Here is a 13,650-nt window from a genome sequence, read left to right on the forward strand (position 1 = left end):
ACACATGTCGCAATGGGAAGTTGTCATCGGGCTGGAGATTCACACCCAGCTTTCGACCCAATCGAAGATTTTCTCCGGTAGCTCAATCACGTTTGGCTCCGAGCCCAACACTCAAGCCAGCCTGGTCGACCTGGGCATGCCGGGTGTCTTGCCGGTGCTCAATAAAGAAGCCGTGCGCATGGCCGTCAAGTTCGGCCTGGCGGTGGATGCCGAAATCGGCAAGCACAACGTGTTCGCCCGCAAGAACTACTTTTATCCGGATCTGCCCAAGGGTTATCAGATCAGCCAGATGGAGCTGCCGATCGTCGGCAAGGGCCACCTGGACATCACCCTTGAAGACGGCACCGTCAAGCGCGTCGGCATTACCCGCGCGCACCTTGAAGAGGACGCCGGCAAAAGCCTGCACGAAGACTTCAGCGGCATGACCGGCATCGACCTCAACCGCGCCGGCACCCCGCTGCTGGAAATCGTTTCCGACCCGGACATGCGTTCGGCCAAGGAAGCGGTGGCGTATGTCAAAGCCATGCACGCGCTGGTCCGCTACCTGGGCATCTGCGACGGCAACATGGCCGAAGGCTCGCTGCGCTGCGACTGCAACGTGTCGATTCGTCCAAAAGGCCAGGTCGAGTTCGGCACTCGCTGCGAGATCAAGAACGTCAACTCGTTCCGTTTCATCGAGAAGGCGATCAACAGCGAAATCCAGCGTCAGATCGATCTGATCGAAGACGGCGGCAAGGTCATCCAGCAGACCCGCCTGTACGATCCGAACAAAGACGAAACCCGCGCCATGCGCAGCAAAGAGGAAGCCAACGATTACCGTTACTTCCCCGATCCTGACCTGCTGCCGGTGATCATCGAAGACTCGTTCATCGAAGAAACCCGCGCCACGCTGCCGGAATTGCCGCCGCAAAAACGCGAGCGTTTCCAGGCACAGTTTGGTCTGTCGGCCTACGACGCCAGCGTGCTGGCTTCGAGCCGCGAGCAAGCCGACTACTTCGAGCAAGTGGTCAGCATCGGTGGCGACGCCAAACTGGCGGCCAACTGGGTCATGGTCGAACTGGGCAGCCTGTTGAACAAGCTTGGCCTGGAAATCGAACAGTCCCCGGTCAGCGCCGAGCAACTGGGCGGCATGCTGTTGCGCATCACCGACAACACTATCTCGGGCAAGATCGCCAAGATGGTCTTCGAAGGCATGGCCAACGGCGAAGGCACTGCGGATCAAGTCATCGAAACCCGCGGCCTGAAACAGGTCACGGACAGCGGCGCCATTGAATCGATGCTCGACGAGATGCTCGCCGCCAATGCGCAGCAGGTCGTGGATTATCGGGCAGCGGACGAAGCCAAGCGCGGCAAGATGTTTGGTTTCTTCGTCGGCCAGGCCATGAAAGCCTCCAAAGGCAAGGCCAACCCGCAGCAGGTCAATGAACTGCTGAAGAAGAAGCTGGAAGGCTGATCACAGCCAGTGGGAGCGAGCTTGCTCGCGAATACGTGTAAACGGCGCATTTTTTTATGCCTGATACATTGTCTTCGCAAGCAAGCTTGCTCCCACAGGTTTGTGTTGGCTCCCTCCTCCAAGGACCAAACCATGCTGCGGCTTCCGGCCTCTTGCACCCTGTTCCTCCTGCTCACCGGTTGCGCGACGGGGCTTATCGATCCTCACGGTTACGATGAAACCGGCGGCGCTTCGTATTACGGCTCGCAACATCACGGCAGTCGCACGGCCAGTGGCGAGCGCTTCGATCAGAACTCACTGACCGCAGCACATCGGCGGTTGCCATTCGGCACTCGCGTAAGAGTTACCAACCTCAACAATGACCGATCCGTCGTGGTGCGCATCAATGATCGCGGTCCGCATACCCGTGGCCGATTGATCGATTTGTCACGCGCAGCGGCTGCACAACTGGGTATGCTGCGCAGCGGAACCGCTCAGGTCCGCGTGCAAGCCCTCGAATAAGGACGCCCGGAATTCTTCAGCTCTCAACCCTGCCGCTACCGAGCCTGATCCAATGGATCAGCGGCCTTGTGCTGCTGATCATCGGCGCAGAGCTGTCGGTGCGCGCCGCCGTCAGCCTCGCCACCACCCTTGGCATCCGGCCGCTGTTCATCGGCCTGACCTTTGTCGCCCTGGGCAGCAGCGCGCCGCAAATGGCGGTGGGCCTGCAAGCCGCCTTCACTTCCAGCCCGGACATCGCCGTGGGCAGTGTGGTGGGTGGCAATATTTTCAATGTGCTGGTTACACTGGGCTTATGCGCGCTGATCATTCCATTGCGCGTCACCCGGCAACTGGTGCGCCTGGAAATCCCCATGATGGTCGCCGCCAGCGCCGTGGTCTTCGTCCTGTCGTTGAACGGCGAGCTGGGCGTGATCGACGGCGTGACGCTGCTGTTGGGATTGCTGACCTATCTGTTGATCGTGCTGCGCCAGTCCGGCCAGGGCTTTGCTTACCGGCAGTCAGCCAGCAAAGGTCGCACGCCCAAGGCCTGGCCAATTCTGCTGCGCATGACGGCATTGGTCTGCGGCATTGCGTTGCTGGTGTTTGGCAGCCATCTGCTGGTGGCCGCGTCAGTGGTCATCGCCCTCGACCTGGGTTTGTCCGAGCGCATCATCGGCTTGACGGTGATCGCGGTGAGCACCTCGCTACCGGCGCTGACCACCTCATTGATGGCCGCGTTTCGCGGCGAGCGTGACATCGCCGTGGGCAACGTGATCGGCAGTTACCTGTTCAATCTGCTTGGGGTTCTCGGGGTCACTGCACTGCTCACGCCAGTGCCGCTGTCGGTGTCGCCCAATGCGCTGGATTTCGATCTGCCGGTAATGCTCGGCGTTGCAGCCTTGTGCCTGCCGCTGTTCTATTCGGGCTATCGCATCACGCGCTTCGAAGGCCTGCTGTTGCTGGCGTTGTACCTGGCCTACGGGCTGCATATCGTGTCGTTCACCACCGGCATGCCGCTGGCCGATACGCTTGAAAGCCTAATGCTGCGCTTCGTCCTTCCCGTGCTGGCGGTCTTCGTGGCGTACAGCACGATCAAAGCGTGGCGACGCCAGCACTAGACGCTAGATCCAGCCGCCCCACTGCAAAATAAAGATGCCGATATTGGTCGTCACCGCCGCTGCCAGCGTGGTGATGACGATGATCGCTGCCGCCAGCTCGTGATTGCCATTGGCGGCACGGGCCATGACGTAACTGGCTGCTGCGGTGGGGCTGCCGAAGTACAGGAAGAGAATCCCCAGTTCCGCACCGCGAAAGCCGCACAGCCAGGCCGCCAGTGTACAAATCACTGGCAGCGTGACCATTTTCATCATGCTGGCGCTGACCGCCAGGCTGCCACTTTTGCGCAGTGACGTCAGCGACAGCGTGCCGCCGATGCAGATCAACGCCAGCGGCAAGGTCATCTGCGCCAGGTAATTACCCGACGTTTCGAACCAGTGCGGCAAGCCAATCTTGAAATAAGCGAACGGCGAGGCCAACAGCACGCTGATGATCAGCGGATTGCACAGCACGCTTTTGAACACGCTCCAGGGATCGGATTTGATCACCGGGCTGTACACCGCCAGCACGATGGTCGACAGCGTGTTGTAGAACAGAATCACCAGCGCCGCGAGGATCGCCCCCAGCGAAATGCCGTAATCGCCGTACATGCTGGCCGCCAGCGCGAGGCCGATGACGCCGTTATTGCCCCGAAACGCGCCTTGCACGAAGATGCCGCGCTCCACCAGCGGCACTCGCCAAATAGCCCAGCCCCAGGAAAACGCAAAGCCGAACAGCGTGGCGGCGGTGAAAAATATCAGCAGCGATGGCTGCAAGGCCGCATGCAGGTCCGCATGGATGATCCCCAGGAACAGCAAGGCCGGCATGGTGACGTTAAACACCAGGCTTGATGCCGTCATGATGAAGCCGTCATCAATCCAGCCGATGCGCTTGAGAATCACGCCCAGGAACAACATGGCGAACACCGGCGCAGTGATGTTCAGGGTTTCGAGAAAAATGGAAAGCATGCCCAGAACCCTGTCCCGTCGTTAGGTAGCTAATGATAAGCCACCGATGACGTGAGTGTTACAGGGAATTGCGCATGACGGTTTCCCGGTATTTGTGGGAGCAAGCTTGCTTGCGAAGACTTCCACAGCCTCACCAAGAAGCTTTGGATGGACCGGACTCTTCGCGAGCAAGCTCGCTCCCACCGTTTCAGGCCACTTCAGCGGCAGGCACCAGCTTCTTCTCGAACACCGAAACCCCGTCCAGATCGCGCAACGTCACGGTCAGCTCGGCGCTCTGGCCGTCGATGTTCACTTCGCCAAAAAACTGAAATCCTGCGAAGGGCGAGGTGTTCTGCGCGGGCGGGGCTTTCTGAAAGACCAGCTCGGGGCCAAAGGTCTTGTCCAGTGGATTGGGCCCGAAGCTGCCTGCGTTCAACGGTCCGGCGACGAACTCCCAGAACGGGTCGAAATCCTGAAACACCGCCCGGTCCGGCTGATAGTGGTGCGCCGCGCAGTAATGCACATCGGCGGTCAGCCACACGCAATCGCGGACCTTTTGCGCACGCAGAAAGCCAAGCAGCTCGGCGACTTCCAGTTCGCGCCCGACTGCCGGGCCGTCGTTGCCATTGGCAATGGCTTCCCAACGCCCGACGCCCGGACTCACCTCGCCATCCGGCACGCCGAGGCCGATCGGCATATCGGCGGCAATCACCTTCCATTGCGCGCCGGAAGTCTTGAGCTCGACCTTGAGCCAATCCAGTTGCTGACGCCCAAGGAACGCCGTGTTCGGTCCCGGCTTCTCGTCCAGGTTGGCGTCGTTGCCACCGCGATAGCTGCGCATATCCAGCACGAACACATCCAGCAGCGGGCCATAGCTGAGCTTGCGATAGATGCGACCACCGTTGTCGGCCTGCTGCAAGCGCATCGGTGCGTACTCAAGAAACGCCTGACGACCGCGCGTGGCCAACAGCCGAATATCCTTTTCCTTGTAGCGATCATCCAGTTGCTTGCTCGGCGACCAGTTGTTGGTGACTTCGTGATCGTCCCATTGCCAGATCTGCGGCACTTCGGCATTGAAGCGCCGCAGGTTGTCGTCCAGCAGGTTGTAGCGGTAAGCGCCGCGATATTCATCGAGGGTTTCCGCGACCTTGCTTTTCGCTTCGGTGGTGATGTTGCGCCAGATGCGTCCGCCTTCCGTGACGACTTGCGCCGGAACCGGGCCATCGGCATAGATGGTGTCGCCGCTGTGAATGAAGAAGTCCGGCAGACGCAGACGCATGGCTTCGTAGATGCGCATGCCGCCGATGTCCGGATTGATGCCAAAGCCTTGCCCGACCGTATCGCCGCTCCAGACGAAGCGCAAATCCCGGCGCTGTTGTGGCGCGCTGCGCAAGTGACCGAACCAGGGTTCGCTGGTGACGCCGGACTGGGCGTCTTCGAATTGCACCCGATAGAAAATCGCCTGATCGCTGGGCAGTTCGCTGAGTTCAACACGTGCCGTGAAGTCGGTGCGTTGATCAGCCAAGGCGGAAACCACGCGCCGGGGATTGGTGAACATGCTGCGCGTGTCCCACTCGACGACCATCCGCGAAGGCCGGTCGCTGCGGCTCCAGACCACGGCCCGGTCGCCCAGCAAGTCGCCGGACTGCACACCATCGGTGATTTTCGGACGATCCTGAACCGCCGCGATGACCGCCGGAGCGAGGCCCGGCAGCAACAAACCCGCGCCTGCGACCTGGATGATGCGACGACGCGTGAGATCGAACTGAGTCATGGTGGGCCCCGTTGGTGATTTAGCCAAAAGGGCAAAGCTAGCAGGGCAATGTTGGGTGAATGTGACAGCGAAGTTTTTTGTGGGACCGGATTTATCCGGGAAGAGTCCAGTGCATTCGCAGTATTTTTGTTGTCAGGAATGCCGCCTTCCCGGCTAAAGCCGGTCCCACAGATTCCCGGCTCAGGCGCCAGCCGGCACAACCTCCATCTCCACCACTTCCGGCCTTTTGAGCAGCGCATACGCCACGCCCGTCAGCAGACTGCCCGCAACAATCGCCAGCAGATACAGCAACGCGTGGTTGATCGCGTTGGGGATCAGCATCACGAACAAACCGCCGTGAGGCGCCATCAGTTTGCAGCCGAAATACATCGACAGCGCGCCGGTCAACGCGCCACCGGCGATACTGGCCGGAATCACCCGCAACGGATCTTTGGCGGCGAAGGGAATCGCGCCTTCGGAGATGAAACACAAACCCAGCACAAACGCCGCCTTGCCCGCTTCGCGCTCACTTTGCGCAAACTTGCGACGGGCGATGAAGCTGGCGATGCCCATGCCAATCGGTGGCACCATGCCCGCCGCCATGGCCGCAGCCATCGGCGCGTAGCTCTGCGAGGCCAGCAGGCCCACCGAAAACGCGTAGGACGCCTTGTTGATCGGCCCGCCCAGATCGACGCACATCATGGCGCCGAGCACCACGCCGAGCAGAATCGCGTTGGTGGTGCCCATGCTGTCGAGGAACTGCGTGAGGCTTTCCAGCAGCCCCGCCACCGGTTTGCCGACCACGTAAATCATCACCAGCCCGGTGAACAGGCTCGACAGCAACGGGATGATCAGAATCGGCTTGAGCGCTTCGACGCTGGCCGGCAAACGCGCATAACGGTTGACCGCCCAGGCGCTGTAACCGGCAATGAACCCGGCCGCGATCCCGCCGATGAAACCCGCGCCCAGCGTGCTCGCCAGCAATCCGCCGATCATCCCCGGCGCAAGGCCCGGACGGTCGGCGATGGAGTAAGCGATGTACCCGGCCAGCAACGGCACCATCAATTTGAACGCTGCGTCGCCGCCAATCTGCATCAAGGCCGCCGCCAGGGTGCCTTGCTCCTTGAACGCGGTAATCCCGAATACGAACGACAGGGCAATCAACAGACCACCGGCGACCACCATCGGCAGCATGTACGAAACGCCGGTCAGCAAATGCTTGTAGACGCCGGTTTTTTCCTGCTTGGCCGGGGCTTTGGTCGAGCCAGCGGTGGATTCAACCTGTCCTTCGGCCAAGGCCTTTTTCAGGGTCGCTTCGGCTTGTTTGAGGGCGATACCCGTGCCGCAGCGATAAATCCGCTTGCCGGCAAAGCGCTCGGTATTGACCTCGATGTCGGCGGCCAGCAACACCACGTCGGCATCGGCAATCACCTGATCACCAAGCGGATTGCGTGCGCCCACCGAGCCCTGGGTTTCGACCTGCAACTCATAACCCAGGCGCCTGGCCGCTTGTTGAATGGCTTCGGCGGCCATGAACGTATGCGCAACCCCGGTTGGACAGGCCGTTACCGCCACAATGCGCGGCACGCTGCTGGAAACCGGCGCAGCGGCTGTCGGCTTCACCTCAGAGGCGACATGCACCTTGGCCTGCTCGGACGCACGGCGCAGAAAGCCGTCGACATCCTGCAACGCGTGGGCTGGCGTGTCCTGAAACACACGCTTGCCGACGAAACGATTGAGGTCGATGGCGCCGGTGTTGACCACCAACACCCAGTCGGCGGCTTCGATTTGCTGAGCCGACAATTGCTGGCCAGGATCGCGTGGATCATGGACCTCGACGCTGGTGCTCCAACCCTGACGCTGCGCAGCGGCATCCAGCAAACGGGCGCTGAGGACGCTGCTGACCTTGCCGTTCGGGCAGGCCGTCACAATGGCTAACTTCATCACAAATCCTCTCTTATTGTTCTGCCAGAGTGCGCACATTGACGCCGCTTTCAAGCCGTTTGAGTTGCGCCGCATCGCTGATGCCAAAGCCGATCTGGGTCACGGCCATGGCCGCAATCGCGGTCGCGGTGCGCAAGGTTTGTTGCGGCGAGTGGCCGCTGAGCAGGCCGTGGACCATGCCCGCCAACAGCGAATCGCCCGCGCCGACAGTGCTGGCCACAGTGACTTTGGGTGGCAAGGATTGCAGTGCGGTACTGGAGCTGAACCAGTGAACACCTTCTGATCCCTGGGAAATCACCACATGTTCGATGCCCTTGGCGCGCAGACCGGCAGCGGCTTCGGCCTGGGCGGCGATGGAGATGATCGGCGCGTCCAGCGCGTCGGCCAGCTCCTCGGTGTTGGGCTTGATCAACCACGGGCCAGCCGCAATTCCGGCGCGCAACGCCAGGCCGCTGCTGTCCAGGGCGATTTTCAGGCCCAGATCCTTCAGACGCACCAGCAGCTTGTGCAGCCATTCCGGGCTGACCCCGCGCGGCAGGCTGCCAGCAACCACGACCGCGTCGAAACCGGAAGCGATCTGCTCGACTCGCGCATACAAGGCTTGCTGCGCCTCTTCGCTGACCATCGGGCCTGGCCCGTTCAAGTCGGTGATGCGTCCACTGTGCTCGGCCAGCTTGATGTTGCTGCGGGTCTCGCCGGGCACCCGGACAAATTCATCGACAAATCCGCGCCGGGCAAACAGCGCTTCGAAGGGCTGCTGATTATCAATGCCGAGAAATCCGGCAACGGTCAGTTGATGGCCGAGATCGGCCAGCACCTGCGCCACGTTCAAGCCTTTGCCCGCCGCATGGCTGAGCATGGCTTCACTGCGATTGACCTGCCCCAGCTGCAAAGGACCGAGTTGCACGGTCAGGTCCAGCGCCGGGTTCATGGTCAGGGTAAGAATTTTCGCCATTACAAAGCCTCCACGAGCGCGCGAACTTCGCTGGCGCTGCCTAAGGTCAGCGCGGTTTGCGCCAGTTGTTGCGCGGTACTCAGGTTCAGTTCACGCACGCAGGCTTTGACTTCGCCAATGCTGCGCGCCGAAACGCTCAACTCGTCGACACCGAGCCCCACCAGCACCGGAACCGCCAATGGATCAGCGGCCAGCTCGCCGCAGATGCCGACCCATTTACCATGGGCATGGGCCGCGCGCACGGTGATGTCGATCAATTGCAGCACAGCCGGGTGCAGGCCGTCAGCCTGAGCCGACAGCGTTGGATGACCACGGTCGATGGCCATGGTGTATTGCGTCAGGTCGTTGGTGCCGACGCTGAAGAAATCCACTTCTTTGGCCAACACCGGCGCCAGCAAGGCTGCCGACGGCACTTCGATCATGATGCCGATCTGCAAGTCAGCGACCGGAATTTCTTCCAGCAGGCGCAAGGTCATGTTTCGCGCCTGACGCCATTCTTCTACGGTGCCGACCATGGGAAACATGATGCGCAGCGGGCGGTTATCGGCCGCGCGCAACAAGGCGCGCAACTGGCCTTCCATGATCTCGGGACGTTGCAGGGTCAAGCGGATACCACGAACGCCGAGGAACGGGTTTTCTTCCTTGTCGATGGGCCAGTACGGCAGCGGCTTGTCACCGCCGACATCCAGCGTGCGTACCACCAGCGGCCGACCTTGCAGATCGTCGAGCACGCGGCGATATTCGGCTTCCTGGGTCGCTTCATCCGGCGCCTGGGAATGGGCCATGAACAACAATTCAGTACGCAGCAGGCCAATACCTTCCGCACCTTGAGCAACGGCAGCAGGCGTACCGGCGCTGTCGCCGATGTTGGCGAAGACTTCCACCGCATGGCCGTCGCGGGTCACCGCCGGGTCCATGCGTTTTTCGGCAGCGGCTTGCAGACGCTGCTCGCGGGTGTCGCGCTCCTGAGCGGCGCGTTGCAAGGTTGCGACATCCGGCGCGACGCTCAAGCGGCCTTTCTGGCCGTCGAGCAACAACACCGTGCCCGGCTTGATCAGCAGCACGGAATCACCCGCACCAACCAGCGCCGGAATGCCCAGGGCACGGGCGACGATTGCGCTGTGCGCCGTGGCACCGCCGCGCGCGGTGAGAATCCCCGCAACCTGCAGCGGGTCCAGACGCGCAACATCGGATGGCCCGACTTCGTCCATCACCAAGATGTAGGGTTCGTCCGGCGCGACCAGGGTTTCGATGCCGCAAATCTGCGCCAGCACCCGACGACCCACATCGCGCAGATCCGCCGCACGCTCGGCCAACAACGCATCGTGCAACTGCTCCTGCTGACGCGCGGCACTATCGATCACGCTGGCCCAGGCCGCCGCCGCGCTTTCGCCCTGCTTCAGGCGCAAGGTGACTTCGTTGCTCAACTCAGGATCGTCGAGCATTTCCTGGTGGGTAATGAAAATCTCGCGAATGGCCTTGGCCTTGCTGCGCTGGATCAGGCCTTCGATATCCTGGCGCACTTCGGCCAGAGCACCCTGCAAGCGCTGCTGTTCGATGGCAACCGACTCGCCCAGCAGCGGGTAATCAAATTCTTGCAACACTTGAATATGGGCCGGACCAATGGCGATGCCCGGCGACGCGGGCACAGCCTGCAACTGGCTGCCGTCCAGCGGTGCGACGACTGCTTTGCTGATCACCGCTTCAAGGGAGGCTGGCGCGGGGGACGATGCCGACGGCAGCGGCTCGATCTCCTCGCCCAGCCCTTCCAGCACGGCGGCCAATAATGCGGGCAGGACGTCGGCGGCGATGCTCGGCTCGGCGATGAACTCCAGCACCTGACCGCGTCGCGCGCCAAGGCTGAGCAACTTGCTCAAGCTCTTCACCGACACCGCGCTTTCGCCAGTATCGACCACGCGGACACGAATCTCGCCTTCGAAATTTTTCGCCAGTTGCGCAAGAATCTTCGCCGGACGGGCGTGCAATCCATGAGCGTTGGCCAGCGGCACGCGCTGGGTTGGCCACTCAGCTGGCAACTCGCCGCCCAGCGCTTCAAGCACCGCGCGACTGCTGGTGGCCTGGCCCAATTCATGGCCGCGACCTTCAATCAGCAATGAACACAGACGTTCAAGCAAGGCCTGGTGGGCTTCGCCAAGGCTGGCCAGGCAAAACAGACCGTTCAGCGGCTGGCCCAGATAGCGGATCGGCTTGTCCGGCGTAACAAAAGCCAGGCCCGGACGCTTGACGGTTTGCTCGCTGTGCAGCCACCACAATCCATCGCCCAGCGGCAGCGCTTCGACTTGCTGCAACACTGCGGCGAAGCCATTGCTGACACATTCGGCCTTGCGCAACAGCCGGGCGCCGCGCCAGACCAACTCTTCGAAATCATCCGCCGACACACCCAGGCTGATCATCTGCGCATCCAGCGCCAGCTCTTGCGGCGCACCTTGCAGCAGTTGCAGCAGCGCTTCAGGGGTTTGCGCCTGACGCAGGGCTTCGCCCAGGTCGGTTTCGCCCAGAGCGCGGGTCAGCAATTGCAATAAGCGCAGATGCTCATCGGACTTGGCGGCGATACCAATGGCCAGGTACACGATGTGCCCGTCACCCCAATCCACCCCATCGGGGAACTGCATCAGGCGCACGCCGGTGGCGAACACCTGATCGCGGGTTTCGGGAGTGCCGTGGGGAATCGCGATGCCCTGACCGAGAAAGGTCGAGCCTTGCAGTTCGCGGTTCTGCAAACCGGTCAGATAGCCTTCGGCAACCAGACCATCGGCGACCAGCAGATCAGCAAGCAATTGCAATGCGGCGGACTTATCCACAGCCGTCTGGGCCATGGAAATTTGCTCTACGGTAAGCTCGAGCATGCCTAACTCCTGTGCAGCGCGGTATAGCGCCTGGATTCTTGTTTTAAGAACGATCAGTAAAGGTTGATCGACAGCTTAGGTGATGAAAACGATAACCATCTGACAGCGTTTTTCACCGTAATGACGGCCACTCAAAAAAAATAGCTGAATCGTTTAATCTACAATGCCCGGCACGTTACTTGATTATCCGCGCCGGTTGAAGCCCACTCGGTCTGATGCCTGGCGCCGAAGGCAAATAAATCTGAGCGTTTGCTTGTCGGTAAAGGTCTGCTGTCATGATCGGCCGGGATGGGCGAAAATCCCCCCACGCCGTTTCGAAGCGCTCAATAACAAAAGGAATTCCAGCGTTGAAACTCAGTGATATTGCGCGCCTGGCCGGGTGCTCCGTGACCACCGCCAGTTACGTGATCAACGGCAAGGCCGAACAGCAGCGCATCAGCAACGCCACCGTCGAGCGCGTTCGCGCCGTGGTCGAGGAGCATGGTTTCCGGCCCAACCCGCAAGCCGCCGGGCTGCGCAGCCGCCACACGCGCACTCTGGGCTTTATCCTGCCGGACCTGGAAAACCCCAGTTTTGCGCGCATCGCCAAGTTGCTGGAGCAAGGCGCAAGGGCGCAGGGCTACCAGTTGCTGATCGCCAGTTCCGACGACGATCCCATCAGCGAGCTGCAACTGCTGCAATTGTTTCGCGCCCGTCGCTGCGACGCACTGTTCGTCGCCAGTTGCCTGCCCGCCAGCGATGACAGTTACCGCGAGCTGCAAAGCAAAGGCCTGCCGATCATTGCCATCGACCGGGAAATGGACCCGGCACATTTCTGTTCGGTGGTCAGCGACGACCATGACGCCAGCCTGCGCCTGACCCAAAGCTTGTTGGCCTCCAAGCCGGCGCACTTCGCCCTGATCGGCGCACGCCCGGAACTGATCATCAGCCGCGCCCGTGCCGATGGTTTCGAACACGCCCTCACCGATTTTTCCGGAAAAGTCATTCTGGAGCATGGCGAAGCGTTCAGTCGCCAGTGCGGCCAGCGCTTGATGAATGAGGTGCTGGAACGCCTGGGGCATTTCCCCGACGCGCTGATCACCACGTCCTACGTCTTGTTGCAGGGGATTTTCGACGTCTTGCAGAGCCACGCGGTGAATCCGCAGCAGTTTCACCTGGGGACATTCGGTGACACGCAACTGCTGGATTTCCTGCCGTTGCCGGTCAACGCCATGGCGCAACAGCATCAGGTCATTGCCAGCATGGCTCTGGAACTGGCCTTGACCGCGATTGAAAAGGAGCAGTACGAACCGGGAGTTCACGCGATTGCGCGCACCTTCAAGCAACGTATTCACGAGGGCTGATCGTTGACGCTGATCGATACCCACACGCATCTGGATTTTCCGGACTTCGACGCGGATCGCGCAACTATCCTCGCCAACTGCCAGAGATTGGGTGTCGAGCGTTTGGTGGCGCTGGGGGTTTATCAGCGTTACTGGCAACGGCTCTGGGATTTGACCCTGAGCGATTCGGCTCTACATGCGGCGTTCGGCCTGCACCCGGTATACATCGATGAGCATCGCCCCGAGCATCTGGTTGAGCTGGGTGATTGGCTGTCTCGGCTGCAAGGCCATCCGCAACTGTGTGCCGTGGGTGAAATCGGCCTGGATTACTACATAGAGACGCTGGATCGTCAGGTCCAGCAGCAATTGTTCGACGCCCAACTGCAACTCGCTGTGGACTTCAATCTGCCCGCGCTGATTCATGTGCGGCGCAGCCATGCCGACGTGATCGCAAGTTTGAAACGCTTCAAGCTCAAGCGCTGCGGGATCATTCACGCCTTTGCCGGCAGTCGCGAAGAGGCGCGGGAGTACATCAAGCTGGGTTTCAAACTCGGCCTGGGCGGCGCTGCGACCTGGCCGCAAGCCTTGCGCATGCATCGGGTGATTGCCGAACTGCCACTGGACAGCGTGGTGCTGGAAACCGATTCACCCGATATGGCACCCGCCATGTTCCCAGGCCAACGCAATAGCCCGGAACACCTGCCGCAGATTTGTGCGGCATTGGCCGAGCTGATGAATATTTCCGCCGGGCAACTGGCCGAGGCCAGCACGCGTAATGCGCGGGAGTTGTTTGGGTGGCAATGAATATTTGTGGGAGCGAGCTTGCTCGCGAAT

Annotated in this window: 10 protein-coding genes; 5 read left to right on the top strand and 5 right to left on the bottom strand. The window is 61.1% G+C overall.

Annotation, left to right across the window (positions count from 1 at the left end; genetic code table 11):
* Window positions 1-4: 4 nt before the first annotated feature.
* The 3 genes from gatB to ACP7E4_RS12270 all read left to right on the top strand — a co-directional run bounded on the left by gatB (window position 5) and on the right by ACP7E4_RS12270 (window position 3,051).
* Entirely contained in the window at window positions 5-1,453 is a 1,449-nt protein-coding gene (gatB, locus tag ACP7E4_RS12260; protein WP_426113641.1) for an Asp-tRNA(Asn)/Glu-tRNA(Gln) amidotransferase subunit GatB, read from the top strand.
* Window positions 1,454-1,585: 132 nt separating this feature from the next.
* The gene (locus ACP7E4_RS12265) at window positions 1,586-1,954 is read left to right on the top strand and encodes a septal ring lytic transglycosylase RlpA family protein (RefSeq protein WP_426113639.1); all 369 of its coding nucleotides are present in this window, start codon (window positions 1,586-1,588) and stop codon (window positions 1,952-1,954) included.
* Between the two features lie 44 nt (window positions 1,955-1,998).
* Window positions 1,999-3,051 (top strand): calcium/sodium antiporter, encoded by a 1,053-nt coding sequence (locus tag ACP7E4_RS12270; RefSeq protein ID WP_426113941.1) that lies wholly within the window; start codon window positions 1,999-2,001, stop codon window positions 3,049-3,051.
* A gap of 3 nt (window positions 3,052-3,054) precedes the next feature.
* Here ACP7E4_RS12270 and ACP7E4_RS12275 read toward each other — a convergent pair whose 3' ends face one another.
* The 5 genes from ACP7E4_RS12275 to ptsP all read right to left on the bottom strand — a co-directional run bounded on the left by ACP7E4_RS12275 (window position 3,055) and on the right by ptsP (window position 11,494).
* A complete protein-coding gene (locus ACP7E4_RS12275; RefSeq protein ID WP_426113637.1) occupies window positions 3,055-3,996 on the bottom strand; it encodes an AEC family transporter in 942 nt (313 codons plus the stop codon).
* Between the two features lie 187 nt (window positions 3,997-4,183).
* A complete protein-coding gene (locus tag ACP7E4_RS12280) occupies window positions 4,184-5,749 on the bottom strand; it encodes an alkaline phosphatase D family protein (protein WP_426113635.1) in 1,566 nt (521 codons plus the stop codon).
* Between the two features lie 180 nt (window positions 5,750-5,929).
* Window positions 5,930-7,672 (bottom strand): PTS fructose-like transporter subunit IIB, encoded by a 1,743-nt coding sequence (locus ACP7E4_RS12285; RefSeq protein WP_426113633.1) that lies wholly within the window; start codon window positions 7,670-7,672, stop codon window positions 5,930-5,932.
* 13 nt (window positions 7,673-7,685) lie between these two features.
* The gene (gene pfkB / locus ACP7E4_RS12290; protein ID WP_331150980.1) at window positions 7,686-8,627 is read right to left on the bottom strand and encodes a 1-phosphofructokinase; all 942 of its coding nucleotides are present in this window, start codon (window positions 8,625-8,627) and stop codon (window positions 7,686-7,688) included.
* The gene (gene ptsP, locus ACP7E4_RS12295; protein WP_426113631.1) at window positions 8,627-11,494 is read right to left on the bottom strand and encodes a phosphoenolpyruvate--protein phosphotransferase; all 2,868 of its coding nucleotides are present in this window, start codon (window positions 11,492-11,494) and stop codon (window positions 8,627-8,629) included. The genes pfkB and ptsP overlap by 1 nt, the downstream gene beginning before the upstream one ends.
* Window positions 11,495-11,841: 347 nt before the next feature.
* On the opposite strand from ptsP, the gene cra reads away from it, so the two are divergent.
* Entirely contained in the window at window positions 11,842-12,837 is a 996-nt protein-coding gene (gene cra / locus ACP7E4_RS12300; RefSeq protein ID WP_426113629.1) for a catabolite repressor/activator, read from the top strand.
* Window positions 12,838-12,840: 3 nt separating this feature from the next.
* A complete protein-coding gene (locus tag ACP7E4_RS12305; protein ID WP_426113627.1) occupies window positions 12,841-13,620 on the top strand; it encodes a TatD family hydrolase in 780 nt (259 codons plus the stop codon).
* Window positions 13,621-13,650 lie beyond the last annotated feature (30 nt).

It is taken from the genome of Pseudomonas sp. DSP3-2-3 (assembly GCF_049898225.1).
Classification (GTDB): Bacteria; Pseudomonadota; Gammaproteobacteria; order Pseudomonadales; family Pseudomonadaceae; genus Aquipseudomonas.